The sequence below is a fragment of the Baekduia soli genome (genome assembly GCF_007970665.1).
In the GTDB taxonomy this organism is placed as follows: domain Bacteria; phylum Actinomycetota; class Thermoleophilia; order Solirubrobacterales; family Solirubrobacteraceae; genus Baekduia; species Baekduia soli.
Window position 1 is genome coordinate 135,019 of record NZ_CP042430.1, and the last position, 26,586, is coordinate 161,604.

The 26,586-nt window shown below is 74.1% G+C and carries 26 protein-coding genes; 13 read left to right on the forward strand and 13 right to left on the reverse strand.

What is annotated here, in order from left to right; genetic code table 11:
- Positions 1-78: 78 nt before the first annotated feature.
- The 4 genes from FSW04_RS00605 to FSW04_RS00620 all read left to right on the forward strand — a co-directional run bounded on the left by FSW04_RS00605 (position 79) and on the right by FSW04_RS00620 (position 6,054).
- Entirely contained in the window at positions 79-999 is a 921-nt protein-coding gene (locus FSW04_RS00605) for an acyl-CoA desaturase (protein WP_146915181.1), read from the forward strand.
- Between the two features lie 144 nt (positions 1,000-1,143).
- Positions 1,144-3,435 (forward strand): endopeptidase La, encoded by a 2,292-nt coding sequence (lon, locus tag FSW04_RS00610; RefSeq protein ID WP_146915183.1) that lies wholly within the window; start codon positions 1,144-1,146, stop codon positions 3,433-3,435.
- Between the two features lie 13 nt (positions 3,436-3,448).
- Positions 3,449-5,473 carry a GAF domain-containing protein gene (locus FSW04_RS00615; RefSeq protein ID WP_146915185.1) on the forward strand — a complete coding sequence of 675 codons (2,025 nt, stop codon included), beginning with the start codon at positions 3,449-3,451 and terminating at the stop codon, positions 5,471-5,473.
- Entirely contained in the window at positions 5,461-6,054 is a 594-nt protein-coding gene (locus FSW04_RS00620) for a PP2C family protein-serine/threonine phosphatase (RefSeq protein WP_146915187.1), read from the forward strand. Before FSW04_RS00615 ends, FSW04_RS00620 begins: the two co-directional genes overlap by 13 nt.
- A 219-nt stretch (positions 6,055-6,273) precedes the next feature.
- On the opposite strand, the gene FSW04_RS00625 is transcribed toward FSW04_RS00620, so the two are convergent.
- Genes FSW04_RS00625 through FSW04_RS00650 form a run of 6 tightly spaced genes read right to left on the reverse strand, consistent with a single transcriptional unit; the run spans position 6,274 to position 13,249 of the window.
- Entirely contained in the window at positions 6,274-7,254 is a 981-nt protein-coding gene (locus FSW04_RS00625; RefSeq protein ID WP_146915189.1) for a COX15/CtaA family protein, read from the reverse strand.
- Positions 7,255-7,295: 41 nt separating this feature from the next.
- Entirely contained in the window at positions 7,296-9,092 is a 1,797-nt protein-coding gene (locus FSW04_RS00630) for a polysaccharide deacetylase family protein (RefSeq protein WP_146915191.1), read from the reverse strand.
- Complete coding sequence (locus tag FSW04_RS00635; protein ID WP_146915193.1) at positions 9,089-10,045, reverse strand: glycosyltransferase family 4 protein; 957 nt, start codon at positions 10,043-10,045, stop codon at positions 9,089-9,091. The genes FSW04_RS00630 and FSW04_RS00635 overlap by 4 nt, the downstream gene beginning before the upstream one ends.
- Positions 10,046-10,048: 3 nt before the next feature.
- Positions 10,049-11,230, reverse strand: coding sequence for a glycosyltransferase family 4 protein (locus FSW04_RS00640; protein WP_146915195.1), 1,182 nt, complete (start codon positions 11,228-11,230; stop codon positions 10,049-10,051).
- A complete protein-coding gene (locus FSW04_RS00645) occupies positions 11,230-12,432 on the reverse strand; it encodes a glycosyltransferase (protein ID WP_146915197.1) in 1,203 nt (400 codons plus the stop codon). The genes FSW04_RS00640 and FSW04_RS00645 overlap by 1 nt, the downstream gene beginning before the upstream one ends.
- 7 nt (positions 12,433-12,439) lie before the next feature.
- Positions 12,440-13,249 (reverse strand): methyltransferase domain-containing protein, encoded by an 810-nt coding sequence (locus tag FSW04_RS00650; protein ID WP_146915198.1) that lies wholly within the window; start codon positions 13,247-13,249, stop codon positions 12,440-12,442.
- A 28-nt stretch (positions 13,250-13,277) separates the two neighbouring features.
- Here FSW04_RS00650 and FSW04_RS00655 point away from each other — a divergent pair, with 28 nt between their 5' ends.
- Positions 13,278-14,288 carry a hypothetical protein gene (locus FSW04_RS00655; RefSeq protein WP_146915199.1) on the forward strand — a complete coding sequence of 337 codons (1,011 nt, stop codon included), beginning with the start codon at positions 13,278-13,280 and terminating at the stop codon, positions 14,286-14,288.
- On the opposite strand, the gene FSW04_RS00660 is transcribed toward FSW04_RS00655, so the two are convergent.
- On the reverse strand, positions 14,266-15,504 hold the full coding sequence (locus tag FSW04_RS00660) for a glycosyltransferase (protein ID WP_146915201.1): 1,239 nt from the start codon (positions 15,502-15,504) through the stop codon (positions 14,266-14,268). The genes FSW04_RS00655 and FSW04_RS00660 overlap by 23 nt on opposite strands.
- Before the next feature lie 20 nt (positions 15,505-15,524).
- Between FSW04_RS00660 and FSW04_RS25480 the strand changes: the two genes are divergently transcribed.
- From FSW04_RS25480 to FSW04_RS26655, 3 genes are read left to right on the forward strand one after another with little or no spacing between them, the layout of a single operon-like run.
- Positions 15,525-16,493 carry a hypothetical protein gene (locus tag FSW04_RS25480; protein WP_187369122.1) on the forward strand — a complete coding sequence of 323 codons (969 nt, stop codon included), beginning with the start codon at positions 15,525-15,527 and terminating at the stop codon, positions 16,491-16,493.
- A 10-nt stretch (positions 16,494-16,503) separates the two neighbouring features.
- Entirely contained in the window at positions 16,504-16,833 is a 330-nt protein-coding gene (locus FSW04_RS25485) for a putative quinol monooxygenase (RefSeq protein ID WP_187369123.1), read from the forward strand.
- Positions 16,834-16,836: 3 nt separating this feature from the next.
- On the forward strand, positions 16,837-17,643 hold the full coding sequence (locus FSW04_RS26655; protein ID WP_228430769.1) for an MOSC domain-containing protein: 807 nt from the start codon (positions 16,837-16,839) through the stop codon (positions 17,641-17,643).
- On the opposite strand, the gene FSW04_RS00675 is transcribed toward FSW04_RS26655, so the two are convergent.
- Entirely contained in the window at positions 17,633-18,385 is a 753-nt protein-coding gene (locus tag FSW04_RS00675) for a class I SAM-dependent methyltransferase (RefSeq protein WP_146915205.1), read from the reverse strand. The genes FSW04_RS26655 and FSW04_RS00675 overlap by 11 nt on opposite strands.
- Positions 18,386-18,464: 79 nt before the next feature.
- Between FSW04_RS00675 and FSW04_RS00680 the strand changes: the two genes are divergently transcribed.
- From FSW04_RS00680 to FSW04_RS00695, 4 genes are all read left to right on the forward strand, one after another.
- Positions 18,465-19,244, forward strand: coding sequence for a hypothetical protein (locus FSW04_RS00680; protein WP_146915207.1), 780 nt, complete (start codon positions 18,465-18,467; stop codon positions 19,242-19,244).
- A 30-nt stretch (positions 19,245-19,274) separates the two neighbouring features.
- Positions 19,275-19,844: a dTDP-4-dehydrorhamnose 3,5-epimerase gene (gene rfbC / locus FSW04_RS00685; protein ID WP_146915209.1), complete on the forward strand. Its 570-nt coding sequence runs from the start codon at positions 19,275-19,277 to the stop codon at positions 19,842-19,844.
- 43 nt (positions 19,845-19,887) lie between these two features.
- On the forward strand, positions 19,888-20,268 hold the full coding sequence (locus FSW04_RS00690) for an FKBP-type peptidyl-prolyl cis-trans isomerase (protein ID WP_146915211.1): 381 nt from the start codon (positions 19,888-19,890) through the stop codon (positions 20,266-20,268).
- A gap of 86 nt (positions 20,269-20,354) precedes the next feature.
- On the forward strand, positions 20,355-20,765 hold the full coding sequence (locus tag FSW04_RS00695) for an ester cyclase (RefSeq protein ID WP_146915213.1): 411 nt from the start codon (positions 20,355-20,357) through the stop codon (positions 20,763-20,765).
- Between the two features lie 26 nt (positions 20,766-20,791).
- Here FSW04_RS00695 and FSW04_RS00700 read toward each other — a convergent pair whose 3' ends face one another.
- The 5 genes from FSW04_RS00700 to FSW04_RS00720 all read right to left on the reverse strand — a co-directional run bounded on the left by FSW04_RS00700 (position 20,792) and on the right by FSW04_RS00720 (position 25,138).
- A complete protein-coding gene (locus tag FSW04_RS00700) occupies positions 20,792-21,217 on the reverse strand; it encodes an OsmC family protein (RefSeq protein ID WP_146915215.1) in 426 nt (141 codons plus the stop codon).
- Between the two features lie 299 nt (positions 21,218-21,516).
- Positions 21,517-22,521 carry a glycosyltransferase gene (locus tag FSW04_RS00705; RefSeq protein ID WP_187369124.1) on the reverse strand — a complete coding sequence of 335 codons (1,005 nt, stop codon included), beginning with the start codon at positions 22,519-22,521 and terminating at the stop codon, positions 21,517-21,519.
- A gap of 10 nt (positions 22,522-22,531) precedes the next feature.
- Positions 22,532-23,641 carry a glycosyltransferase family 4 protein gene (locus FSW04_RS00710; protein WP_146915220.1) on the reverse strand — a complete coding sequence of 370 codons (1,110 nt, stop codon included), beginning with the start codon at positions 23,639-23,641 and terminating at the stop codon, positions 22,532-22,534.
- Positions 23,623-23,859, reverse strand: a complete 237-nt coding sequence (locus FSW04_RS00715) for a hypothetical protein (protein ID WP_146915223.1) — start codon at positions 23,857-23,859, stop codon at positions 23,623-23,625. The genes FSW04_RS00710 and FSW04_RS00715 overlap by 19 nt, the downstream gene beginning before the upstream one ends.
- A gap of 196 nt (positions 23,860-24,055) precedes the next feature.
- Complete coding sequence (locus tag FSW04_RS00720) at positions 24,056-25,138, reverse strand: NAD-dependent epimerase/dehydratase family protein (protein ID WP_146915225.1); 1,083 nt, start codon at positions 25,136-25,138, stop codon at positions 24,056-24,058.
- An 80-nt stretch (positions 25,139-25,218) separates the two neighbouring features.
- On the opposite strand from FSW04_RS00720, the gene FSW04_RS00725 reads away from it, so the two are divergent.
- Positions 25,219-26,568 (forward strand): MATE family efflux transporter, encoded by a 1,350-nt coding sequence (locus tag FSW04_RS00725; RefSeq protein ID WP_146915227.1) that lies wholly within the window; start codon positions 25,219-25,221, stop codon positions 26,566-26,568.
- Positions 26,569-26,586: the final 18 nt, after the last annotated feature.

Below are 26,586 nucleotides of genomic sequence, written 5' to 3' on the forward strand. Positions count from 1 at the left end.
ACGAGGCTACAGATCGACCGTCGCTCCTTGTGCGTGCGGACGTGACGCGGCGCGTTCCTTGTGCCATACCCTCCAGGGATGACGAACGCCCAGCGCACCACGAACCTCGTCGCCGTCATCCTGCCGTTCGTCGCGTTCGTGGTGGCCATCGTCCTGCTGTGGAACCGCCTCGTCGGGTGGCACGACCTCGTGCTGCTCGTCGTCATGTACGTCCCGACGGCGCTGGGCATCACGGTCGGCTTCCACCGCCTGCTGACCCACCGCGCGTTCCAGACCTCGAAGGGGGTCGAGCGGACGTTCGCCGTGCTGGGCTCGATGGCCGTGCAGGGCCCGGTCGTCAACTGGGTCGCCGACCACCGCCAGCACCACGCCCACACCGACGAGGAGGGCGACCCGCACTCCCCACACGCCGGGTTCGCCGGCGGCGGGATCAAGGGCACGCTGCGCGGGCTGTTCCACGCGCACGTCGGGTGGATGCTGACCCACGAGGGCGGCGAGACGCGCTCCAAGTACGCGCCCGACCTCCTCGAGGACCCCGGCATGAGCTGGCTGAGCCGCAACTTCCACCTCATGGTGCTCGTGTCGCTGGCCATCCCGGCGATCGCGGGCTACCTCATCACGGGGCGCGTGACGGGCGCGCTGACCGGCCTGCTGTGGGGCGGCCTCGTGAGGATCTTCCTGCTGCACCACGTCACGTGGTCGATCAACTCCATCTGCCACTTCTTCGGGTCGCGGCGCTTCGACGTCGAGGACAAGTCGACCAACGTGGCGTGGCTGGCGCTGGCCAGCATGGGCGAGGCCTGGCACCACAACCACCACGCGTTCCCGCGCTCGGCCCAGCACGGCCTCAAGCCGTGGGAGCGCGCGATGGACCCGAGCGCGATGGTCATCGCGGCGCTCGAGCGCCTGGGCCTGGTCTGGAACGTCGTGCGCATCACCCCCGAGCGCCAGCTCGAGAAGCTCGTGCCGCCCGTGGGGCGCCGCCAGCCCGTGGCGTAGCGCGAAGAGGGATGGCCGCGCCAACGCGCGGCTTCGCGCCCGGACTGCGACGACTCAGCACATATGAGTCAAAGCGGCTGAGATCACCTGCTACTGTTGCATCCGCAACGATTCCTGGCAGCTCCCAGAACGGCTCCTGCGCACATGACCTCTCTCCTCCTCATCCCCCTCGACGACACCGTCGTCTTCCCCACGATGGACGTCACCCTCCCGGTCGACACCGCCGGCGAGGACCGCGTCCTGCTCGTCCCCCGCCACGAGGGCGAGTACGCCTCCGTCGGCACGATCGCCAAGGTCACCCAGACCGTGCGTCTGCCCGGCGGGGGCCGCGGCGCGATGCTCGAGGGCGTCTCGCGCGGCATCGCCGGCGCCGCCCACACGGACCACGCCGGGCGCCTGCGCGTCGAGGTCGAGGAGCGCGTCGACGAGGTTCCCGTCGACGGGCGCACCCGCGACATCGAGCGCGAGTACCGCGCCACGGTCGAGGAGATCCTCGAGCTGCGCGGCGACGACGGCCGCATCGCCTCCTGGGTCCGCGCGATCACCGAGCCCGGCGCCCTGGCCGACACCTCCGGCTACGCCCCCGACCTGACCTTCGAGCAGAAGCTCGAGCTGCTGGCGACCGTCGACGTCACCGCGCGCCTGGAGCTGGCCCTCACGCGCCAGCGCGAGCGCCTGGCCGAGCTGCAGGTGCGCCGCCGCATCCGCGAGGACGTCGAGTCCGGCGCGGCCAAGCAGCAGCGCGAGTACGTGCTGCGCAAGCAGATGGAGTCCATCCGCCGCGAGCTCGGCGAGGACGACGCGAGCGTCGGCGAGGACTACCGGGCCAAGATCGAGGAGGCCGGCATGCCCGAGGCCGTGCGCGAGCAGGCCGAGCGCGAGCTGGCTCGCCTCGAGCGCTCCGGCGAGCAGTCCGGCGAGGCCCAGACCATCCGCACCTACCTCGACTGGCTCGTCTCCGTTCCGTGGAGCGAGCGCTCCGAGGACCAGCTGGACCCCCTCCACACCCGCGAGGTGCTCGACGCCGACCATGCCGGGCTGTCCGACGTCAAGGACCGCATCGTCGAGTACGTGGCCGTCAAGAAGCTCAGGGAGGAGCGGGGCATCGCGGCGGACAAGCGCTCCGGCGCCATCCTCACGCTCATCGGGCCCCCCGGCACCGGCAAGACCTCGATCGGCGAGTCCATCGCCCGCGCGATGGGCCGGGAGTTCGTCCGCATGTCGCTGGGCGGCGTGCGCGACGAGGCCGAGATCCGCGGCCACCGCCGCACGTACATCGGTGCGCTGCCGGGCCGGCTGGTGCGCGCGCTGCGCGACGCCGGGACGATGAACCCGGTCATCCTGCTCGACGAGGTCGACAAGGTCGGCGCCGACTGGCGCGGCGACCCCAGCGCGGCCCTGCTCGAGGTCCTGGACCCCGCGCAGAACTCCACCTTCCGCGACCACTACCTCGACGTCGAGCTCGACCTCTCCGAGGTCGTGTTCATCGCGACGGCCAACCAGGCCGAGACGATCCCCGGCCCGCTGCTGGACCGCATGGAGGTCATCGCCTTCGACGGCTACACCGTCGAGGAGAAGGTCGCCATCGGCCGCGACTACCTGTTCCCGCGCCAGCGGGAGCGCAACGGGCTGCGCGAGGACGAGGTCACCGCGCCGGACGGCATCCTGCGCACGATCATCGCCGAGTACACGCGTGAGGCCGGCGTCCGCCAGCTCGAGCGCGAGCTCGGCAAGGTCCTGCGCAAGACCGCGACGCGGATCGCCTCGGCGACCGTGGAGGCCCCGGTGGAGCTCCGGCTGGAGGACGTGCGCGACGCGCTCGGCCGCCAGAAGGTGTTCCACGAGGCCGCCCAGCGCACCGCGGTCCCGGGCGTGGCCACCGGCCTCAGCGTCACGGGCACCGGCGGCGACGTGCTGTTCATCGAGGCCAGCGCCGCCAAGAGCTCCAAGCCCGGCCTGCAGCTGACGGGCCAGCTCGGGGACGTCATGAAGGAGTCGGCGCAGATCGCGCTGACCTACGTCCGCGGCCACGCCGAGGAGCTCGGCATCGACCCGGCGCTGTTCGAGGAGCGCGAGTTCCACGTGCACGTTCCGGCCGGCGCCATCCCCAAGGACGGTCCGAGCGCGGGCATCACGATGACGACCGCGCTGGCGTCGCTGCTGACCGGGCGTGCCGTCAAGCACACCATCGGCATGACCGGCGAGGTCACCCTCCAGGGCCGCGTGCTGCCGATCGGCGGGCTCAAGCAGAAGGTGCTGGCCGCCCACGCGGCGGGCCTGACCGACGTGGTCATCCCCGAGCGCAACCGCGGCGACCTCGACGACGTCCCGGCCGACGTCCGCGAGGCCATGGCCTTCCATCCGGTCATGACCGTCGGCGAGGTCCTCGAGCAGGCGCTCGAGCCGGCCGTGGCGGTGAGCTCCCGCCCCGCATAGCATCCGGGGTCCCGTGGACCCCGGCGCGCCGACCACTGCTCAGGATCCCGTGCGGCTGCGGGCGCTGCCCGCGGCCCTCGGGATCCTCGTCGTCGTCGCCGTCGCCGACCTCATCGTCGGCACGGGCGTCGTGCTCGTGCCGCTGCTCGTCGCCGGCCCGCTGGCGATGGCCGCCGGCGGCCAGCAGCTGCAGACGGCCGCGGCGGCGGCCGTCGCGGTCGCGCTGGCCGTGGCGCTGGCCGCCCACGACGGGGTGCTCGGGCAGAGCGCGGGGCTGACCGCGATCGCCGCCGTGGCCGCCGGCGGCGCGCTCGCCATCGTGCTGGCCGGCCTGCACGAGCGGTTGGCCGGGACCGTCCGCCGCCACGACGCCGAGCTGGAGGCCGAGCGCGCCGCCCGCCGGCGCACCGAGCTGCTGGCCCGCGCCGGCGAGCTGCTCGAGTCGCCGATGGATCCCGGCACGCTCCTGCAGCGCATCAGCGCGCTGCCCGTGCCCGAGCACGCCGACCTGGCCATCATCGACCTGCTGCAGCCCGACGGCACCGTCCGCGGCGCGGTGACGGCCGGGACCGACACCGAACTGGCCGACGCGCTGGCCGAGATGCGCGAGCGCTTCCCGCTCAGCCTGCAGACCGACCATCCGGTGGCCGAGGCCCTGCGCACCGGCGAGCCACGGCTGCTGAAGGGGCTCAGCGACGAGCAGCTGCAGGGCTACGCCCGCTCGGCGGAGCACTTCGAGCTGGTCCTGCGGGCCAGCTACCGCTCGGCGATCGTGCTGCCGCTGCGGGCACGGGGCCGGACGTGGGGAGCGTTGTCCTACATCCGGCTGCGCGATGGGGTCCCGTTCGACGAGGACGACCTGGCGCTGGGCCTCGACCTCGCCCGCCGCGCGGCGATGGCCCTCGACAACGCCCGGCTGTTCGCCGAGCTCGACGCGACCGAGCAGCGCCTGGAGGCGATCGTCGCCAACCTCGGCGAGTCCGTGATGGCCCTGGAACCCGGCGGCGGCTTCCTGTTCGCCAACGCGGCGGCCGCCCGGATCGCGGGCTTCGACTCGGTCGACGACCTCGTCGCCGGCAACCTGCACGAGGTCCTGGCCCGCTGGACGTTCCTCGACGAGCACGGGCGCGAGGTGCCGTTCGAGGCCCAGCCGCTGGGGGCGGCGTTCGCGGGCACCCAGCCCGAGCCGATGCTGCTGCACTCCGTCGACCGCCGGACCGGGCGCGACGGCTGGGTCCTGAGCCGGGCGACGCCCGTGCGCGACGACGCCGGGGACGTCGCGTTCGTCGTCCACGTGACCGAGGACGTCACGACGGTCAAGCGCCAGGAGGCCCGCGAGCGCCTGCTGTCCAGCGCGAGCAAGCTGCTGGGCTCCTCCCTGGACGTCGCGGCGACGCTCGACAAGGCGGCGTGGGCGGCGGTGCCCGAGCTCGCCGACTGGTCACGCGTGGACCTCATCGACGAGCGCGGCGACCTCGTCCAGGCGGCGGTGGCCCACCGCGATCTCGACCGGGTCGAGCTCATGCACGAGTGGCGCCGGGACTTCCCGCCGCGGCGGGAGGACACGCGCGGGCCGTGGGAGGTGCTGCGCACGGGGCGGTCGATCCTCTGGGACCGCGTCGACCCGGCCGACATCCAGCGCTACGCCCAATCCGACCGTCACGCACACCTCATGCGCGAGATCGACACCCGCTCGGTGGCGGTCGTCCCGCTCACCGTCGGCGACACGGTCATCGGCACGCTGCAGCTCGCGACCACGTCGGCGAGCAACCGGCTGCTCGGCCGGCCCGAGCTCGCGCTCGCGGAGGAGCTCGCGCGCCGGGCGGCGATCGCCGTCGAGAACGCGCGGGTCCACGCGGCGCGCACCCACATCGCCACGACGCTGCAGCGGTCCCTGCTGCCGCCGCGGCTGCCGGTCATCCCGGGCCTGGCGATCGCGGCGCGCTTCCGCGCCGCCGGGGGGCCACCGACGTCGGCGGCGACTTCTACGACCTCTTCGAGGCCCGCGACCGCTGGATCGTGCTCATGGGCGACGTGACCGGCAAGGGCCCAGGTGCGGCGGCGATCACGTCGCTGGCGCGCTACACGATGCGCACGGTGGCCCAGTACGAGGACGATCCGACGGCCATGGTGCAGCGCCTGAACGCGACGCTCGGCGCCGACTCCGACCGCCGCCAGATCTGCACCGCGGTGGTCATCGGGGTCGATCCGGTGCGCGAGGACGGGCGGGTCGGGATCGACATCGTCTGCGCCGGGCACCCGCCGCCGCTGCTGGTCGGCGCCGACGGCCGGGTGCGCGGCGTCGGCACGCCCGGCACGCTGCTCGGGGCGTTCCCCGACGGGCGCTGGACGACGAGCGGCCTGTCGCTCGGCCCCGGGGACAACCTCGTGCTCTACACCGACGGCGTGACCGACACCCGCGGGCCCGACGGCCGCTTCGGCGCCGAGCGCCTGGAGGCCGTGCTGCGCGAGCTCGGCCCCGCGGACGCCGACCGCATCGCCCAGGGCATCGACGACGCGCTGCTCGACTTCGGCGAGCAGCGCGACGACGTCGCGCTGCTGGTGCTCGGCGTCTCCACCGGGTCCGAGGCCTCGGTCTCGGGGTGGATGCCGAGCTGAGGGAGCGGGCGCAGGCCGCACGCCTGCGACGCCGGGGAGAGGCGCGTCCGCGGGCGCGGGCGCCGGGGGTCGTCCGCCGGCGCCCGGGGACCGGGTCGTCGCGCTCACCGGACCACCGGATGGCGCGAAGGTGGGGTCATGCACCACCCACCCGCCATCGGCCCCCACCGAGGACCGCGGACGACCGCGGGGCGGGGCCGGCGCCGGCCCCGCCGCGCCTCAGACCGTCGCGGCGACCGGCGGCTCGGGCGCCTGCTCGGGCGCGCGCGCCGCGACGCGGGCGCCGCGGCCGGCCGCCAGCAGCGACCAGACGAGCGTCAGCCACAGCACCGACACGGCGGCCACGTGCAGCCAGACGGTCCAGGCCGGGTAGTTGAGGATGTGGTACTGCAGCGTGCCGATCGCCCCCGTCAGCGCGACCGCGAGGCAGACCGCCGTCAGCGGCGCGTTGAGATCGCGCGCGCCGCGCCAGCGGGCGAACGCCCACAGCGCCACGGCGGCGATGCCGAAGGCCAGCGCCACGCGGGCGTGGACCATGATCACCGTCTTGAACGTGTCGTCGCCGAAGATCGCCAGGCGCTTGGCGGCGTCACCGGTGCCCTCGCCGCCCGCGTACGGGCCCGAGGCCGTCACCGCCGTGCCGATCACGACGACCACGCTGCCCACCGCGACGAACGCGCGCACGAGCCCGACGAGCAGCAGGTCGCGCTCGGGGACCTCGGGCAGCGCCCGGCGCTCGCGCACCACGCGCCACACGAGGCTGACCGCGACGACCAGCGTCGCCATCGACAGCAGGAAGTGGCCCATGACCGTCACCGGGTTGAGCCCGGTCATCACCGTGATGCCGCCGAGCACGGCCTGGACCGCGACGCCCACGACCAGCAGCGCGCCCAGCACGGTGAAGTCGCGGCGGTAGGGCCGGCGCAGCAGCGCCAGGGCCAGGCACAGCACCGCGGCGATCGACACCGGCGTCGTGAGCAGCCGGTTGCTGAACTCGATGTAGGCGTGGCCGTTGGTCGGCGTGACCGACGTGCCGTTGCAGCGGGGCCACTCCGGACAGCCCAGACCCGAGCCCGTGAGGCGCACCGCCGCGCCCGAGCTCACGATGAGCGTGAACAGCACGAGCGCCGACCAGGCGGCGTAGGCGTGCAGGCGGGGCGAGACGGGCCACCGCGCGCGCAGGCGATCCAGACGGGACATGCCCGTACAGAATGTCAAGTCTGGGGCCGCGGCGGGGCGGCTCACGGCCGCCCGGGCAGCGCGGCGGCCAGCCAGCGCGCGAACGCGGCGCCGTCGACGTCGGGCACGGCCAGGCGCGGCACGGCATACGGATCGCCGCCGGCGCGCACGAGACCCGGCGCGTTGACCGTCGCCGCGGCGTAGCCCGCGGCGCGCGCGGCAGCCCGGGTCGCGGCGTCGACGTCGACGCCCGGCACCCCGAACGGGTAGGAGAACACGGCCGGGCGGGTCCCGAGCCAGGCCTCGAGGTCGTCGGCCGAACCGCGCAGCTCGGCGTCGCGCACCGCCTCGGGCGCGTGGGCGAGGCTGAGGTGCGTGCGGCCGTGGGCCTGCACCGTCACCCCCGGCGCGGCCGCCAGGACGCACAGCTCCTCGACGGTGAGCTGGCGATCGGCCTCGGGCGGCGGCGAGGGCGCAGGGCCGACTCCGGCCCAGCGCCGCAGGGACGCCAAGGCCGCGGCGATGACCGCGCGGTCGCGGGTCTGCAGGGCGGCGTGGACGTGGGCCCGCGTCGCCGCGCGCCCCTCCGCCCCCACCGGGGCCCACGCGCGCAGGCCGCCGGGCAGCGCCAGCTCGAGCACCCCCTCGCCGCGCTCGCCCAGCAGCCGCGTGACCTCGTCCCACCAGTACCCCTCGCCGGCGGCGATGTGCCCGGTCGACGCGAAGAGGGTCGCGGGGACCGCCGCGGCGCGCAGCGCGGGCAGCGCGGCCTCCAGGTTGTCGTGGTAGCCGTCGTCGAACGTCACGGCCACGGCGTGCGCGCCCGCGCGCCCGGCGAGCACGTCGGCCAGCGGGGCGGGCGTCCAGTGACGGCCCAGGACCGCCAGCTGCTGGGCGAAGTGCGCCGGCGAGACGGCGAGGCCGAGCGGGTCGGGGCCCTCGGCCACGCGGTGGTAGAGCAGCACGGCGCCGTGCACCGGCCGGCGGTCGCGGCGCGCGAGCCGGCGCCACGCCGGCGCCGCGGGCGCCGGCACCGCGGCGCGCAGCGCGGTGCTCGTGCGGTCGGGCTGCAGTCCGCCGTGGGCCAGCAGCCCGCCGGCCAGGCCGCCGAGCCCGGCCGCCGCCCACGCCGCCCGGTCGATCGCTCCGGCGTGGTCGCCCCGGGCCGCGCGGACCGCGGCGGCGCCGGCCGACCGGACCGCCAACCGCGCCGCGGCCCGCCGCCCCGTGCGCCCCAGCGCCGCGTGGCGGGCCCCCGTCCGCGCACGGCGGCGCAGCAGCAGGCCCGGCGTGACCCCGGCGAGCTCGCGGGTGCCCGCCATGCCGTCCACGCGGCGCGCCCGCCAGCCGATCGCCGCCAGCTCGGTCTGCGCGCGGCGGTCCTCGCCGAGCGCGTCACGCGCGTCGGGGTGGCCGCGGACGGGGAAGAAGCCGCCGATGCCGCGCAGGGCCGCGACGCGGAACGCGACGTTGCCGCCGCTGAACAACGGGGGTCCGGGGTCCGGGCCGCCGGTGAGCCCGAGCACCTCGGCGTGCCCACCGGCGAGCAGCCACGGTGGGGCACCGGCGCTGCGCAGCGGACCGCCGGCGACGGCCTGGCGCTCGTCGTCCCAGGCCGCGCCGAGCGCCTCGCCCCAGCCCGGGTCGACCCGGACGTCGTCCTCGACGAAGGCCAGCACCTCCGCGGTCCCGGCCGCGTCCAGCGCGGCGTTGCGCGCGGCCGCCCACGCGCCGGGAGCGGGCAGCGCGACGACGCGCAGGTCGGTGACGCCCGCCTCCCGCAGCGCCCTCGCCGCCGGCGCGGCGTCGGCGCCGGGACGCACGAGCAGCGCGACGACGATGTCGGGCTGCGGGCTCATGGCGGGTCGAGGAACGCCGAGACCATCGCACGGGCCGTCGCACCCCAGCCGCCGGGCGCGCGCTCGAAGCCCAGCCGCGCGCGCTCGGCGCGCAGGGCGAGGTCGCCGAGGAGCTCCTCCACGGCGTCGGCGGCCTCCAGCGGGCCGGCCACGAGGCTCGCCGCGTCGCCCAGGGCGACCCGCGACGCCTCGTCGGCGGGCGCGACGACCGCCTGGCCGCAGGCCAGCATCGCCAGGGCCGCGGGGCGCCAGCCGCGTACGGGCGGCGCGATCGCCACGGTCGCCGAGGCGAACGCGTGGGCCTGGGCCTCGGCGCCGCGCTCGACGGGCAGGTAGGGGAACGGCAGCTCGAGCGCCTCGCGCACCCCGCTGACCGCGAAGGCCAGGTCGGGCCGGCGCGCGTGCAGCTCGGCGGCGGCCAGCAGGCCCAGCGGCTCCTCGCCGTGGACGAGCACGAGGTCCTCGCGGCGGTGCACGGGCATCGGCGTGTAGGCGGCGTCGGTGCCGGCGGGCAGCACCCCGCCCATCCAGGCCGGCCCGATGACGGGCACGCCGGCCGTCCAGCCCAGCTCGGCCAGCGGCGCGGGCGCGGCCGTGGCCAGGACCGCACGGGCGCGCAGCCCGGGCAGCCGCAGCATCGCGGGGGCCGCCGGCCAGCCGTAGGCCAGGACGACGTCCGCGTTGGCCGCCTCCCGGGCCATCGGCCCCGTGACCTTGCGCACGCGGACGTCGTGCTCGGAGAGCGCCTCGGAGAGCTCGCCGGGCAGGCCGTTGCCACGCGGGCGGTCCGGGCCGTGGGCGATGAGCAGCGCCACGTCGAGGTACTCGCCCCACGGCCGGCGCAGCTCGACGGGCGGCGAGCCTTCGCGCAGCAGCTCGGTGAGCTCCCACGGCACGCGGGCGGCGTCGGGCGTGGGCGGCGGCTCGCCGAGCAGGCGGCGCAGCAGCGGCACCGCTCAGCCCTCCCCGCCCGGCCGGAACGCGATCGCCGCCCACAGGCCGGCCTCGACCTGCTCGGCCGCGTGGTCCCAGGTGCGCTCCACGCGCAGCGCGGCGCCCTGCGCGACGCGCTCGGCGCGCAGCCGGGGGTCGGCGAGCAGGCGCTCGAGCGCGTCGGCGATCGCGAAGGGGTCCAAGGGCGCGTAGTCCACCGGCCCGTCGCGGCCGAACGCGGCCACCACGCTGGGGTGGTCGTGCTCGACGCACGGCAGGCCGCAGGACAGCATCTCCTGGGCGGCGAGCGAGTGGTTGGTGAGCGAGAGCACGAGGCCGACGGTCGCCTCGGCGTAGATCCGCGGCAGCGCGGCCTCGGGGACCACGCCGAGGTTGCGATGCGGGAAGTCGACGCCGGCGGGGCCGCCGTGGCCGTAGAGCCAGGCCTGCACCGACGGTCGCCGGCGGTGCAGCTCGGCCAGCGCCGCGAGCACGATCGGCACCGCGCGGCGCGGGGTGGTCGAGCGCGCGTAGGCGACGACGACGTCCTCGCGGCGCCGGATGTCGGCCCGCGGCCGCCAGCGCTCGCCGTCGATCCCCAGGTCGAACGGCGTCGCCGGCAGGTCGTAGGTCGTCGCCATGACCTCGGCCAGCCACTGCCCGGCGGTGATCGGGTACAGGCCCTGCCGGTAGGACGCCTCGGCCCATCGGCGCTGCACGCTGGTGCCGAAGAACTCCGGCTCGTGGTCCTGGACGAGGTACGCGCGGCCCGCGGCCGGCAGCGTCCGCACGCGGGCGGCGGTCTGCCAGCCCGTGGCGACCGCCACGTCGGCGTCGCCGAAGCCGTCGAGGCCGTAGGCGACCGGGGCCGCGAACGGGCCGAACCACGACCGCAGGTCGGCCGCGGCGCGCGCGCCGTCGGGGCCCAGCCGCCGGCCGGGATCGTCGATCCACAGCGAGCAGCGGTGCCCACGGCGCTCGAGGCCGCGCACGAGGTTGGCGATCGTCATGTGCCCGCCGCTGCCGCGCTGGAAGAACGGGACGACGAGCGCGACGTGCAGGGGCGACCCCGCGGCGGGGGCGTCGAGCCGGGTCCCGGCGGGAGCGCGCAGCAGCGCACCGAGCACCGACGCCTCGACGTACTCGTCGTTGACGTAGGGGCCGTCGCGCCAGCGCCGCAGGCGCGTCCGGATCCCGAGGCCCATCAGCGGCGCCCCGCGATCATGCGCCGCGCGACGCCCAGCGGCCCGCGCGAGAGCACCGACTCGACACGGCGCATCCGCGCGGCCAGGCGCTCGTGGTCGCGCTCGACGGCCTGCTGGCGCTGCATCGTCATGCGGATGTCGGCCGTCATGCTCGCCGCGGCGCCCGTCGGGTCCGGCGAGGGGCCGGCGACGATGCGGCCCAGCGCGAGCGCCATCATCGCCGTGGACTGCTCGGCCGACGGCCACGAGCGGGCCGTGCGCACGGCGGCGAGGCGCAGCTCGTGCAGCAGGCGACGGTCGCGCGCGAGCAGGTCGAGCAGCCGCGCCGTGCCCCGCTCGTCGTCCCAGCTCGTCAGCAGCGCGTTGCGGCCGTCGGCGATGTACTCGTCGTGGCCCGTCACCGGCGTGGTGATGCAGGTCGCGCCGCGGTGGAAGCCCTCCAGCGGCGCCCCGGCCATCCCCTCGACGCGCGAGAGCTTGAGCACGACGTCGGTGCGGCCGTAGAGCTCGGCCATCTCGGTGGCCGTGAGCGGGCCGACGACGGCGTCGGCGCGGGCGCCCTCGGCCGCGGCGCGGTCGGCGCAGACGAGCGTGACGTGGCGGGGCTCGCGCATCGCCGCCGCCGCCGCCAGCGCCTCGCCGACGCCCTTGAGCGCGACGGCGGGGCTGCCCTCGACGAGCACGCGCAGCGGCCCGTCGATGCTGGGCGCCAGGGTGCCGGGGATCGAGAACACGTCCTTGGGGATCCCGTTGCGCACGTAGTGCACGCGGAACCCGGAGCGGTCGCCGCGCAGCTCCTCGAGCTGGCGGGCGATCCATCGCGCCTCGGTGATCATCGCCACCGGCAGGTCGTGCGTCATCGCCGCGGCGGCCCGCTCGGGCGCGCCCGGCGGGTAGAAGCGGTCCTCCATGGACTGCACGAAGTAGGCGTAGCGGTCGGCCGGGACCTCGTGCAGCGTCAGCACGGTCTCCCACCAGGTCGCGACCGCCACGTCGAAGCCCTGCCCGGCGGCCTCGCCGAGCTCGAGGACCGGGAGCTCCCCCAGACCCGCGTACGCGTGCTCGCCGGCCGAGCGGTCGGCGCGGGCCAGCACGAGGACGGCGTCGACGCCGTGGCGCGCGCGCAGCCGGCGCGCATGCCCGACGACGATGCCGACGCCGCCGAACAGGTCCAGCGCGGGGACGAGGAACGCGACGCGCACGGGCGCCTCAGCCGGCGGGCGCGTCGAGCACGGCGAGGCGGGCCTCGAGGTAGGCCAGGTCGCTCTCGCGCCGGCGCGCGTCGGCGCGGTCGGCGTCGAGGTCGGCCGGCCGCGCGAGCGACACGGGGGCCAGGCGCGCCGCATCGGGCCCGAAGGCGAGCAGGTGGGTGGTCGGCGCCTGGTCGGGCGCCACCGACGGCGTGCCGAGCGGGGCGACCTCGCCGCCGGCCGGACCGACGATCGCCGACGCGCGCAGCGATACCTGGCGCAGGACGACCGCGTCGGGCGGCAGGAGGCGGCGCAGCTCCTCGGCGGCACCAGCCGACCACGCGCTGCGGCGGTGGGGGTCGTCGAGGGCGCCCGCCGCGTCGTCGGGGACGCTGAGCACGACGGTCGCGCGCTCGCCGAGGGCGAGCAGGAGGTCGACCAGCGCGGTGAAGTCCTCGAGCTGGTGCAGCACGCCGAAGCACGTGACCACGATCGGGGCGCCGGGCGTGGCGGCCGCGTCGACCGCAGCCCGCACGGCCGCCGCGCCCTCCGCGGTCCCCAGGTCGGCCAGCACCGTGGCGGCCACGTCGGCGCCGCACTCGCGTCGCGCCTCCTGCAGCGCCTGCTCGTCGCCGTCGACCAGCAGGGCCCGGGCGCGCGGGCGCGCGTCGCCGAGCGCGGCGCCGGAGGCGATCCCCTCGCCGCACCCGAGGTCGACCCACAGCGCCGCCTCACGGATGAGGGGCGCGGCGAGCGCGTAGCGCAGCTCGCCGTCGACGCGGTCGGCCGGGGCGGTCCCGCGGGTCACACGGGCTTCCCAAGTCGGCATCGCCGGGCAGCGTAACGTATGGCCCGCCATGGCCCTCCGGCGCGACCTCCCCTTCGGCCCGCCGGCGGCGGGCGTCCCCCTGCGCCTGGCCTTCGTCGGCCAGCAGACCTACTTCCGCGCCTGCGCGCTGGACGAGGACTCCGCCCGCGTGCGCACCACGTTCGTGGACTACCGCGCCGGGCGCGACCCGGGGCTCATGCGCGCCAAGCTCGACGCCTTCGCGCCGCATGCCGTCGTCGTCTTCCGCCCCGAGACCGTGCCCGCCGGCCTGCTGGCCGACCTGCCCGCGGCGATCGTCGGCTTCCTCACCGAGCCCATCTCCCGGCAGGCCGGGCCGGGCCGCGCGCAGGCCGTGCACTGGGATCTCGAGGGCCGCCGGCGCGACATGGCGGGGCTGGACCCGGCCAACGTCGACCGCATCGTGTCGTTCGACCCGATGATCGTGCCGACGGCCGACGAGTTCATGGAGGTCTGGCGCTCGCTGCCGATCCCGGTCGCCGACCGCCTCTACCGGCCCGTGCGGCGGGTGCACGGCACGCCGCGCATGCTGTTCGTCGGCCGTTCGACGGTCCACCGCGAGCGCTACCTCATCGACGTCAAGCACCGCTTCGACTGCCTGCACGTGGCGTTCGGCATCCAGGTCGAGGAGCTCGAGACGCTCCTGGACCGCCACCAGATCACATTCAACATCCACAACGAGCCCTACCCCAGCTTCGAGAACCGCGTGTTCCTGCACCTGGCCGCCGGGCACCTCGTGATCTCCGAGCCGCTGAGCCCGACCCACGGCCTGGAGCCGGGGTTCGACTACGTCGAGGTCAGCCACCCCGAGGACCTCGTCGCGGTGGCGACGGAGGCGCGCGCGTTCCCCGACGCGTTCCATCGCGTGCGCGTCCGCGGCCGCCAGAAGGCCGAGCAGGTGCGCGCCTCGCGGGCGTGGCCGGCGCTCGTGCGTGACCTGTTCGCCGATCTCGCCGCCTTCGGGACCGGTCGTCAGGTCCCGGACCGCCGCCGGACGCTCAGCGGCGCAGCAGGCGCTTGACCGGGCGCCCGACGCGGCGCCCGAGCTGCCGCAGGCGATCGAGCTCGCGCCGCGCGCGCACGGCGTAGATCCACGCCTTCTGGCTGAACAGGTTGGCCTGGATGGCCTGCTCGATCTCCAGGCGCCGCGCGGCCGCCTGACCCTCGGCGGTGACCGAGGCGAAGTCCGAGACCAGGCGCATCCCGGCGCCGCGCACGGGCGGCATCGGCTCGGCCAGCACGCGCCGCAGCGCCAGGGCCATCCACTGGGAGGACTGCCGCCAGTCCGGCCAGGCCCGCGCGGTGCGCAGCGCGCCCGTGCGCAGCTCGTGCAGCAGCCGGCGGTCGCGTGCCAGCAGGTCCAGCGTGCGCGCGGTGCCGTGGATGTCGTCCCAGCCGACGACCAGGCCGTTGACGCCGTGCTCGATGTACTCGTCGTGGCCGGTCACCGGGGTGGTCACGACCGTGGCGCCGCGGTGGAAGGCCTCCAGCGGCGGTCCGTACATGCCCTCGGCGCGGGAGAGCTTGAGGATCACGTGCTGCTCGCCGAAGAGCTGCGCCATCTCGGCGTGGCTCAGGCCCGACAGGACCGTGTCGACCCCGGGCGGCGGCTCGGTGGGGTGCGGGGAGACCCAGGTGACGTGGGCGGGCTCGCGCATCGCCGCGACCGCCGCCAGCGCGTCGTCGACGCCCTTCTGCACGTAGCCGCGCGCGCCCTCCAGCACGACGCGCAGCGGCTCGCCGCCGGTCGCCGGCGCCACGCGGTCGGGGATCGCGAAGACGTCCTTGGGGATGCCGTTGCGCACGTAGAGCACGCGCGTGCCCGGCTGGTAGTCCTCGAGCAGCTCGGCGAGCCAGCGGGCCTCGGTGATGAAGCGCACGGGCAGCGCCGTGGTCATGGCCGCGGCCAGGCGCTCGGGTGCGCCGGCCGGGTAGGCCGAGTCCTCCAGGAGCTGGATGAAGTAGGCATGGCGCCGGGCGCGCAGGCGGAAGAGCACCGACGTCGTCTCCCACCACGTGGCCACGGCGATGTCCCAGTCCAGCTCGAGCGCCTCGGCGAGACCAAGCACGGGCACCTGGTCGAGCCCGCGGTAGCCCCAGTGCGGGTGCTCCTGGGGCCGGGCGAGGACCAGCCGCGCGTCGATGCCGTGGTGGCGACGCAGCTGCGCGGCGTGCTCGACGGCCACGCCGACGCCGCCCGAGAGCTGGAGGTCCTGGAGCACGAACGCGACGCGCAAGTCGCCTATCGTACGAACGCGTGCGCGCCGCCGACCTGCCGTACCCCCTGCCGGAGCGCGGCGCCCCGATCCGCGTGGCGTTCGTGGGCCAGCGCACGTACTTCGAGGCGTGCTCGATGTCGGCGCCCGCCAGCAGCGTGCACCCGTCCTTCATCGACTTCCGCGGCGGAGCGCAGACCGGCCCGCTGCTGGACGCCCTGCGCCGCGTCGATCCACACGTCGTCGTCGCCTTCCGGCCCGAGATCCTGCCGCCGGGGACCTTCGACGGCGTCCGCGCGCCGGTGCTCGGGTTCATCACCGAGCCGCTGCCGAGACCGGGGCGCGAGAACCACCCCAACCTGGAGTACAACCTCTCCGAGCTGCGCAAGGTCGACCGCGGCAACGTCGACCGCGTGATCTGCTTCGACCCCTACGGCTGGGAGACCGTGGCAGGTCTCCTGCCGCTGTGGCGCGCGATGCCCCTGCCCGTCGACGACCGCCTGTACCGCACGCCGCGGCCCTCGCGCCGCCCGCCACGGGTCATCTTCATCGGGTACTCGACGATGCACCGCGAGCAGTCGCTGCTCGGGCTCAAGCACGAGTTCGACCTGCGCCACTACGCCCACGCGCTCATGGGCGAGGAGCTGCGCGAGGTGCTCGCCGACGCCGACGCGGGCCTCAACGTGCACGGCGAGCGCTGGGTGCACTCGTTCGAGAACCGCGTGCTGCTGCACCTGGCCGCCGGGCACCTCGTGTTCACCGAGACGCTCGAGCCGCCCTATGGGCTGGAGCCCGGCATCGACGTCATCGAGGTCGACGGGCCCGACGAGCTGGACCTGCGCGTCCACCAGCTGCACCAGATGCCCGACATGTACGACCGGGTGCGGATCCGCGGCCACCACAAGGCCCGGCAGTTCCGCGCGTCGGCCGTCTGGCCCCGCGTCATCGGCGACCTGCTCGCGGACCTCGCCGCGTTCGGGACCGAGCGCGTGCTGCCCGCCGCGCCGTAGGGTTGGCGCCATGACCGCCAGCTCAGAGATCGTCGTCGTCGCCACCCTCCAGGTCCAGCCGGGCAAGGAGGACGAGGGCCGGGCCGTGCTGGCCGAGGTCCTGGCCCCGACCCACGCCGAGGACGGATGCCTGGGCTACGCCCTGCACCAGGACGTCGCCGACCCCACGCGCTTCGTCTTCGTCGAGCGCTGGGCCTCCGAGGAGGCCCTGGGCACCCACCGCAGGGCGCCGCACATCAAGGCCATGGGCGCGAAGTTCGCCCCCATCGCCGCGGCCGCGCCCGACGTCGTCATCACGAGGGCACTGCCGGGCGGCGACGCGGAGAAGGGCGTCCTGTAGGCCTTGACCGGCGGGCGCCACACCGAGCGGTCGACGCTGGCCTCGTGCCTGGCGCAGATCGTGGGCGCCCCGGTCTCCGAGATCCCGCTGGACCCCGAGCCGCTGCACGCGTGGCTCGCGGGCCGCGGGCTGGGGCTGGTGCCGATCGCGGGGGCGGCGTCGTTCGCGTGGGCCGGGCCGTGGATCGCCCGGCGTCCCGACGGCGTGACGGGCGAGCCCCGCCACGTCGTCATGTTCGGCGTGCCCTCGGGCGTGATCTGGGACCCCGCGGGGACCACGGCCGGCACGATCCTGGACGGCGCGCTCGTCGCGCCGCTGGACATCGCCGCATGGCCGCCGCGCCCCGCCGGTGAGCTGCCGCCGGGCGTGGTGGAGGCGATCATGCTCGCCCCCGCGGCCGAGGCCCCGGCCCACGAGGTGGGCCGGGCGCTGGCCGTGCCCGGCCGGGGGCTGGAGGGCGACCGCTACGCCGAGGGCTCGGGCACGTTCGCCTCGGGGCGCCCGGGCAGTGCGCTGACGCTCGTCGACGCCGACGTGCTCGACGAGCTGGGCGCCGCGCGCGGCGCGCCGGTCGACCACCGCCGCAACGTCGTCGTGCGCGGGGCCGACCTCAACGCGATGGTCGGCCACGCGTTCGCCATCGGCGAGGTCGTCTGCCGCGGCAGCCGGCTCTGCGAGCCGTGCGCGCACCTCGAGCGCCTCAACGCGGGCGGCGTCCTGCGCCCGCTCGTGCACCGCGGCGGGCTGCGCGCCGACATCGTCGCCGGCGGCACGCTGCACGTCGGCGACAAGGTCGTCGCTAGGTCCTGACCGCCCGCGCGCAGATCACCATCTCGTAGTCGGGGTCGTGGGGGTCCAGCAGCGCGGGGTCCAGCTCGGCGGCCGGGATCCCGTACAGGAACGCCGCGCAGGCGGCGACCGTGCCCTGGGCGGAGACCTCGACGTGCTCTGCCCCGAAGCGCTCGCCGAGCAGGCGCGCCACCGCGCGCCACGTGAAGCGCCAGTGGTCGGGGAACGTCTCGCCGTCGGGCTCGGCCTGGTGGGAGATGCCCGGCACGGTGAGCAACAGCACGCCGCCCGGGGCCAGCGCGGCGTGGGCGGTGTCCAGGGCGCCGCGCAGGTCGTAGGTGATGGAGATCGTCTGGGTCAGCACGAAGCAGTCGTAGGCGCCGCGCGGCACGCCCTCGCCTGTCTCGAGGTCGGCGCGGATCGTCGCCGCCGCGTTGGCCGGGTCGAGGTCCAGGACGTCGGACCGCGTGACTGCGGTCCCGCCGAAGCGGCGGGTGTAGGTCGCGTCGAGGACCTCGAGGACGCGCCCGCGGACGTCGCCGGAGCGCCCCTGGAGGAAGCGCTCGATGTAGAAGCGGTCGACGGGACGCCCGACGCGCAGGCCGTAGCGGCGGTGCACGGGCGCCGCGGGCAGCCGCGGCCGTTCCCGCTCATGGCGCACCGACCCGGGCGCCGCGCGGGCCAGGGCGCCCTCGGCCGCGCGCCACAGCGCGGCGTAGGCGCGGCCGAGGACGAAGCGGAGGCGGCGCGCCGTCGCGGTCATGTACGGGCAACCCTACGCCGCGCCCGCCCCAGGGGATCCCCTGATGCGGGGGCAGGGGCCGCACCGCAGGATGGCGCCCATGCCCCTGCACCCCTCCCTCCCCGCCCGCTCCGCCGCCGCCGCGCTCGCCCTGCTCGCCGCCGGCGGCGCGGCCACCGCGACCTCCGCCCAGGCCCGGACCGCCCATCGCCCGCTGGCCGAGGCCACCTACGACGTCGTCGTGCGCGCCACGATGGACGAGACCTGGAGCTTCGACGAGCAGTCTTCGATCGCGTGCCTGCCCGGGCAGTGCACCGTGGAGACCAAGGGCTCGGGCGCGGCGCACATCGCGCTGAAGTCCAAGCCGACGCGCTGGCTGGTCATGCGCGGCTTCAACGGCCGCCCGCCGCAGATCAACGTCGGCACCGGCGAGGGCGCGCAGGCGACGGGTCCCTACCTGCGCACCGGCGAGCTGTCCACCGTCCACGGGGGCGAGTGGGCCGCGGCCAACCCGCCCGAGGTCAGCCCCGCCCAGGGGTGCGGCAACCGGCCGCTGACGGTGGACTTCAACCTGTACTTCACGCGGCGCAACGTGCTGGCGCCGAGCGCCTCGGCCGACACCATGCGCGACGACTGCCCCGACGGCCCGAACACCGGCCTGGAGTGGGACGGCGGGGACGCGCCGTCGCTGGGTGACGTCGAGCTGGCGACCTCGCAGACGCGGTTCCTCAAGGCCCGGTCGTTCACCGTCCGCGGGACGAAGAGCTGGCACGCCTCGGTCGCACCGCCGACGGGCTCCTACACGCTGCGCACCGGCGAGAAGAAGGTGACCTGGAGCTGGGAGGTCACGTTCAACATGAAGAAGAAGGGTCGCCGCTAGGGGCCCCGCGCACCGGTAGCGTCCCCGCCCGTGCCCTTCGAGCTCATCGACGTGACCCTCGACGGCCCCAGGCTCCTGCAGCCCAGGGTCTTCGGCGACGACCGCGGCTTCTTCGTGGAGACCTACCGCCGCAGCGACCTCATGGCCCTGGGCATCCAGGAGGAGATGGTGCAGGACAACCACTCCCGGTCGGCGCGTGGTGTCCTGCGGGGCCTGCACTTCACCGTCGGGCGCGGCGCGGGCAAGCTCGTGCGCTGCGCCCGCGGCGAGGTCTACGACGTGCTCGTCGACCTGCGCCGCGGCTCGCCGAGCTACGGCGCGTGGGAGGGCTACACGCTGACCGACGAGAACCTGCGGATCCTCTACGCGCCGCCGGGCTTCGCCCACGGCTTCTGCGTGGTGTCCGAGGTCGCCGACGTGGTGTACAAGCTCGACGCCTACTACGACCCGGCCACCGAGCGCGAGATCGCCTTCGACGACCCCGCGCTGGGCGTCGCCTGGCCTATGCCCGCCGGCGAGCTCCAGGTGTCCCAGCGCGATCGCGACGCGCCCGCGCTGGCCGAGATCGCCGACGAGCTGCCGTTCCGGTACGCGGGCTGAGGGCGGGCGCCGGGTCCGGGGCGCCATCGCTACGGTTCCCGCCATGGCCAGTCCCGAGAAGCCCCAGGTCGACGTCCCGTCCGACCAGCCGCCGTCCTACCAGCTCGAGCTCGACGACATCACGGTCGGAGACGGCGACGAGGCCGTCGCCGGCAAGATCGTCGAGGTCCACTACGTCGGCGTGTCGTGGGCGACGGGCAAGCAGTTCGACGCCTCCTGGGACCGCGGCGACACCTTCAAGTTCGGCCTCGGCAAGGGCCAGGTCATCCCGGGCTGGGACCAGGGCGTGGCCGGCATGAAGGTCGGCGGCCGCCGCCGCATCACGATCCCGCCGCAGCTGGCCTACGGCAAGCGCGGCGCGGGCGGGGTCATCGGTCCCGACGAGACGCTCGTCTTCGTCGTGGACCTCGTCGGCGTGCGCTGAGGGACGGACCCTGTAGGTCTTGATCTGCGCGGCGTCCTGCCGCGAGACTGCGCACGGGAGGCGCTCCGACGACAGGAGACGCTGCCATGCCGAGCCCGCAGGCCATGCTGACCCAGGCCGTGGACCGCTGGAACGCCGGCGACCTCGACGGCTACCTCGAGCTCTACGACGAGCGCATCGCCCTCTACGGGTATGCGCCCCAGCCCCTGGACCGCACCGAGGTCCGGGCGTTCTACGAGGCCATCTTCAGCGCGTTCGACGCCCCGACGCTCGTCTTCCACGAGACGCTCTGGGACGGCGACGCCTGCAGCGTGCGCTTCACGATGTCCGGCCGCCATGTCGGGGAGTTCATGGGCGTGCCGGCGACGGGGACCGCGATCGCCCTGGACGGCATCACGGTCCTGCACTTCGACGGCGGACGGGTGGTCGAGCGCCACTCCCAGGCCGACATGCTCGGCCTGCTGGTCCAGATCGGCGCGGTGCCCGCCCCGGCCTGAGGCCGGGGCGGCAACGCACGGCGGGCTCAGCCCGCCAGCGACGCGTCCAGCGTGATCTCGGGCACGCCCGCCAGCGCCTTGCTGACCGGGCAGCCCTCCTTGGCGGCCTTGGCGTGCTCGGCGAAGCCCGCCTCGTCGAGGCCGGGCACGCGCCCGACCGTCGTCAGCGCAATCTTCGTGATCGTCGGCGCGCCGTCGACGAGCTGCAGGGTCACCACGGCCTCGGTGTCCACGGAGTCCGGCGGCGTGCCGGCCTCGGCCAGCATGTTCGACAGGGCCATGGAGAAGCAGGCGGCGTGCGCGGCGCCGATGAGCTGCTCGGGGTTGGCGCCGGGACCGTCCTCGAAGCGCGACTTGAACGAGTAGTCGCCCTTGATGCTGTCGCCGGCGACGAACGTGCCGCTACCGCCCTTCAGGTCGCCCTTCCACTGCGCGGTGCCCTTCGAAGGCATGTGATGCGTCTCCTTGGTCGTGGGGGGAAGTCGTCCCCGGTTTCTGCCCTGCGAGCCTGCGGTCCACGCACAGCGAGCGCCGGGCTCGCCCGAGCGGCCGTCGGCGGTCCATGACACCGATCGTGTCGAGGTCCAAGGTCGGCGCGCTCCCCCAACTCGCCGAAAGCCCCACCGGGGGCTGCAGCAAGCGCTCGATGAAGCGGTCACCCGGCGTGCCCCGGCCGCAGCGCAGCGTGGCGGTGTCCGAGGGCGAAGCGCCGCTGCAGATCCACGCCGTCATCACGCGCTCACGGTCACGACTACTGCCTCCAGCCCTCTCGGTCGAGCATCCGCGGCTTCAGCCGCCCCCTGATGACCCCTGTGGCGTAGACGGCCAGCGTGATCCAGCACGCCGCGACGTGCCAGGCCCACGCCGCCGCATCGGGAGCCTGACGGTGCCCGCGCACCGCGTCGCTCACGATCGGGACCACGAGCGCCGTCGACACCGCGAAGTCAACCATCCCGCGCGTTCGGCGTTTCCCCGTCCACGGGTAGGAACGGTCGCCCTCGCGCTCGAAGTAGAAGAAGTCGTCGACCCGTCGTCGCGTCTTCGTCCGGTAGCGCGCCGCGCTGTCGCAGAACAGGTGGACGACACCCACATCGGGCCGGGCCATGATCCGCCGGCCGGCCTGTACCAGATCATGGACGTAGTCGAGGTCGAAGAGATAGTCGCCCACCGGCACAATGTCGTACGCCGCACGGCGGATCATGAACCCGTTCGCGCCCAGGACAGGGACCCAGCGGGGATCAAGCTCGACGCGCTGCCAACCGTTGCGGGGCTCGGCCCGGTGCGGATAGTCGGTCCAGCGACCCGTCAGCCGCGAGTCGCGCGCATAGTTGCCCGTGTAGAGCGTGAGCGGGTCGCCTGCCCCGAGCAGTGCGTGCCAGCGGTTGATGAAATGGTCGGAGCTCCGATAGGCGAAGCGGGCCGGCTCGGCGCAGAAGACGTCGGGGTCCTCGACGAACGGGACGACCATGCGAGCCAGCCAGTCCCTGCCGACCAGCACGTTGTCGGAGTCCAACAGGAGCACGAGGTCGCCCCGAGCAGCGGCGACGCCGACCGCCTTGCCGGCCTCGCCTGACTTCAAGGGATTGGGGACCACACGGCCCCGGAAGGCGCTGACGATCTCCAGCGTGCGATCGGTCGAGCCGGCGTCGGGGACGATCAGCTCGACTTCGCCCGGGTAGTGCTGGTCGCGCAGGGCGGTCAGGCACTCCTCGAGATGGCGTTCGGCGTTCAGCGTCGGCATCACGACGCTGACCATGGGCCACGTCTCAGACATCGAGCGCCTGGAGGAACGCATCCGTGGTGGCCTCGTAGGACAGGGCTCGTGTCCGTTCCCAGGCCTCTCTCCGGAACACCTCATAGGACGCCGGGGCGTCCCGCAACGCGACGAGACGCTCGGCCAAGGCGTGCACGTCACCTCGCGCCGCCAGCATCCGCTCGTCGCCGATCGAGTCCCGCACGCCGGGCACGTCGTATCCGATCGACGGCGTGCCCAGCCCGGCGGCCTCGGTTACGGTCAGGCCCCAGCCCTCCCGCCGGGAACAGAACACGTGGACATGGGCGGCAGCCATGAGCTCGTGCTTGCGCGCCTCCTCGACGCGCCCGTGGAAGGTCACATCGCGCAGTCCCAGCCGCATCACCTCGGCCTCGAGGCGCTCGCGATAGGCCGGCGCGCCGGTGCCGACCACATCGAGTCGCGCGGTGGGCTCGCGCCGCTGCAGAACCGCGAATGCCCGCACCGCATCCTCTACGTGCTTGGCCGGCTCGAGCCGACCGACCACGATGACCCGGAACGGACCGGGCTTCGGATCGAGCGTCTCCAGCGAAGAGAAGGTGTTGGCCATCGGGATGATGCTGATCGCATCAGCGGATAGCCCCAGCCCCACGAGCTCGTCGCGGGTGGACCGTGAGATCGTGATCGCCCTGGTGCGGCGATACAGCTTGAGGTACCGCGGTTCGGCCAGGTAGCCCACCGGCGCGACGACCTTGAACAGGCCGGGCGTCTGGCGCCACCAGAACTCGCGGGCGGTCTGGAAGATCAACATCCGTCGCTGCTCGGCCGGCAGGTACAGCGGCGTGAAGAACGGGATGGTGTTGATCTGGTCCACCACGACGTCGAAGTCGTTGCGCCTCGTGCGCAGCCAGTTCCAGGCACGCAGGTGGACCGACCACTGTGCTCCCTGACGGACCATCTGCACACCGTCGATCGACTCACGCGACACGGCCCCGGGCCACATCGCCGAGAACCAGGTCACCTGGTGTCCGTTGGCGACCAGACGCCGTAGCACCTCCTGCGTCAGGTTCTCCGCGCCGCCGCCCTGAGGATGCCCGGGCGAGCGCCAACTCAGCATGAGGAGCCTCATGCCGATGGCGGACACAGAGGAGACACCGTGTCAGGGTCCCGATGCGTGGTCGGGCGGCTGACGATCAGCTCGAAGCCGTGCCCTGCGGACCCCAGCTCCTCGTGGTCGAGGTCGAGCGACGTGCACCAGCGCTCGTGCGGTGCGGGGTACGCGCTCAGGACGATCTCGTGGCGCTCCAGCAGCCGCTCGTTGGTCGCGACCTGATGATGGGACTCGGTGTGGACGTTGCTCACGGGGCCTCCTCTGCTCTTGGACGCCTCGCATCCCCGGCAGCTGTGTGTGGATTCGGCCGGGAGGGTTCGCGCCGGCGGGCGGCCGGATACGGTACCGCTCGTGCCCTTCAGGCCATCGAAACTCGCCTCGACGGCGGCGCCTCCTCCAGCCCGTGCATGACCTCGAGGTGTCGGCTCGCGATCCGCGAGCGCCCCCTCACCTGAGCTGAGCCGCTGACGTCCACGCCTCGGCGTTGGACGCATGGATGTCACGGAGGACATCTTCGATTCCGAATGTCAGGCGCCATTCGGGATAGTCCGCCCGGAAATCGTCGAGATCCGAGACGTACCACTGGTGATCACCAACGCGCGCCTGGTCGCTGAGCGCGTAGGCGAGCTCGCGCCCGCTGATGCGCTGACACAGGTCGATGGCCTCGAGCACCGACACGTTGGACTCGCGGCCTCCACCCAGGTTGTAGACGGCGGCGGGCCGCGGAGCTCGGTGAAACGCATGGAACGCGCGGACGACGTCGTGCGCGTGGATGTTGTCCCGTACCTGCTTGCCCTTGTACCCGAAGATGGTGTACGGCTGCTCCGTGACGGTGCAGCGCATGAGGTAGGCCAGGAAGCCGTGCAGCTGCGCGCCCGCGTGCTGCGGGCCGGTGAGACACCCCCCACGGAAGCAGACGGTGGGCATGCCGAAGTAGCGGCCATACTCCTGCACGAGTACATCGGCGGCCACCTTGGAGGCACCGAAGACCGAGTGTGTCGACTGATCGATGCTCATAGACGTCGGGATGCCGCCGAAGAACTCATGGTCCTCGGGCAGCTCCCAGCGACGTTCGAGCTCGACGAGCGGCAGGAGGTTCGGGCGATCGCCGTAGACCTTGTTGGTCGAGCAGAAGATGAACGTGGCCGCCGGGCACGCGCGCCGCGCCGCGTCGAGCAGGTTGAGCGTGCCGACGGCGTTGACGCCGAAGTCGGTGTGGGGCTCGCGGGCCGCCCAATCATGGGAGGGCTGGGCGGCACAGTGGACGACGAGCTCGATCCGCCCGCCGTACTCCGCGAACAACCGCTCCACACCGTCGCGGTCGCGGATGTCGAGGTCGACGGCGCGGAAGCCCTCGCCCAGCTCGGCGGTGAGACGCAACGACGTCGGGCGAGTCGAGGCCTCCTCACCGAAGAAGTACGCCCGCAGGTCGTTGTCGACCCCCACGACGTCATAGCCCTGCTCGGTGAAATAGCGGGCGGACTCACTGCCGATGAGGCCGCCGGAACCGGTCACGATCGCGATCGACACAGATCCCGGAACATATCGCCTCCCCTTCCGAGGGCGGCGACGCAACTGGCGCACGACCCGGCCGTTACGGTAGATGACTCGTGAGCACAGATCTCTCGCAACATGCGGACGGCGCACCGATCGATGCGCGCGCGGCCGAGTCGCCGGGCGGCCGGCGAATTCTCGGCGTCTCCGTCGGAGCGACGCTGGCGATGATGACGCTCACGCTCCTGGCGAGCGTTGTCAACTACGGATCGAACCTCGTCTTCAGCCGGATCCTGACCCCCGCCGGCTACGGCGACTTCACGGCGCTCATCGCGCTGACCGTCATCGCAGCCGTGCCGAGCGGTGCGGCGCAGACCGTCGTGGCCGACCGCCTGGCCGCATACAGCGCGCTCGGCGACACCAGGACGATCGCCTACCTGATCCGGCATGCGGCCGCCCACGTCCTGTTGTACGCGACGGTCCTAGGCCTGGTCTACATCGCGACGATCCCGCTCATCACCGACCTGATGGGCCTCCAATCCACCGGTTCGGCGATCGCGCTCGCGCCGATGCTCATCCTCTCGTTCTTCACCCCGGTGGCGTTCGGGATCCTGCAGGGCCTGGAGCGGTACGTCGCGCTCGGTCTGGTGATGCTGTGGATCGCGATCTCACGCATCATCTTCGGCGTCCCCTGGGCGCTCAGCAACTTCGGCCACGGCCCTGGCGGAGCCTTCCTCGGCATGGCCGTCGGGAATCTCACCGCCGTGCTGGCGGTCTGGTGGATCGTGCGTCATCAGCGGGCACCAGCGGGCACGGGCGCGGCCCGGGCCGGTATCCGTCGCCGGATGGACACCAAGACCGTCGCCGCCGGTGGCGCGTTCATGGGCTTTGCGTTCCTGTCGAACTTCGACGTGATCCTCGCCAAGCTGGTGCTCGACGGTCACAGCTCCGGCGAGTACGCCGCCCTGGCCACCATCGAGAAGATCGTCGTCTTCCTTCCTGGCGCGGTCGCTCTGCTGATGGTGCCCAGTGCAGCGAAGGCCCGGGCGAGCGCCGGCTCTGCGCGGCGCGTCCTGCGCGTCTCGGCCATGGCCGTCCTCGGCGCCACGGCCCTGGTGGCGTTGCCGGCGATCATCGCCCCACGCTTCATCATCGAGACGATGTTCGGCAGCGGCTACTCCCAGGCCAGCGGCGGCGTGATCCCGATCGCGCTGGCCGGGCTGGGGCTCGCGCTGCTGTACCTCCTCGTCGTCTACACCGTCGCGATCAACGACCGCCGGTGGGTCCTGCTGCTCGTGGGAGGCATGGGTCTCCAGGTCGTCGCCATCCTGCTGTACCACAGGTCACCGACACAGGTCGCAACCGCGCAGGCCGTTACGGTTTGGCTGGTGCTCCTGATCAACGAGATCCTGTTCCACCCGTTGGTACGTGCCACGCGCTGGGCACGGCTCGGCGTGACCGCCTGATGGCCTCGCGAGCCCAGA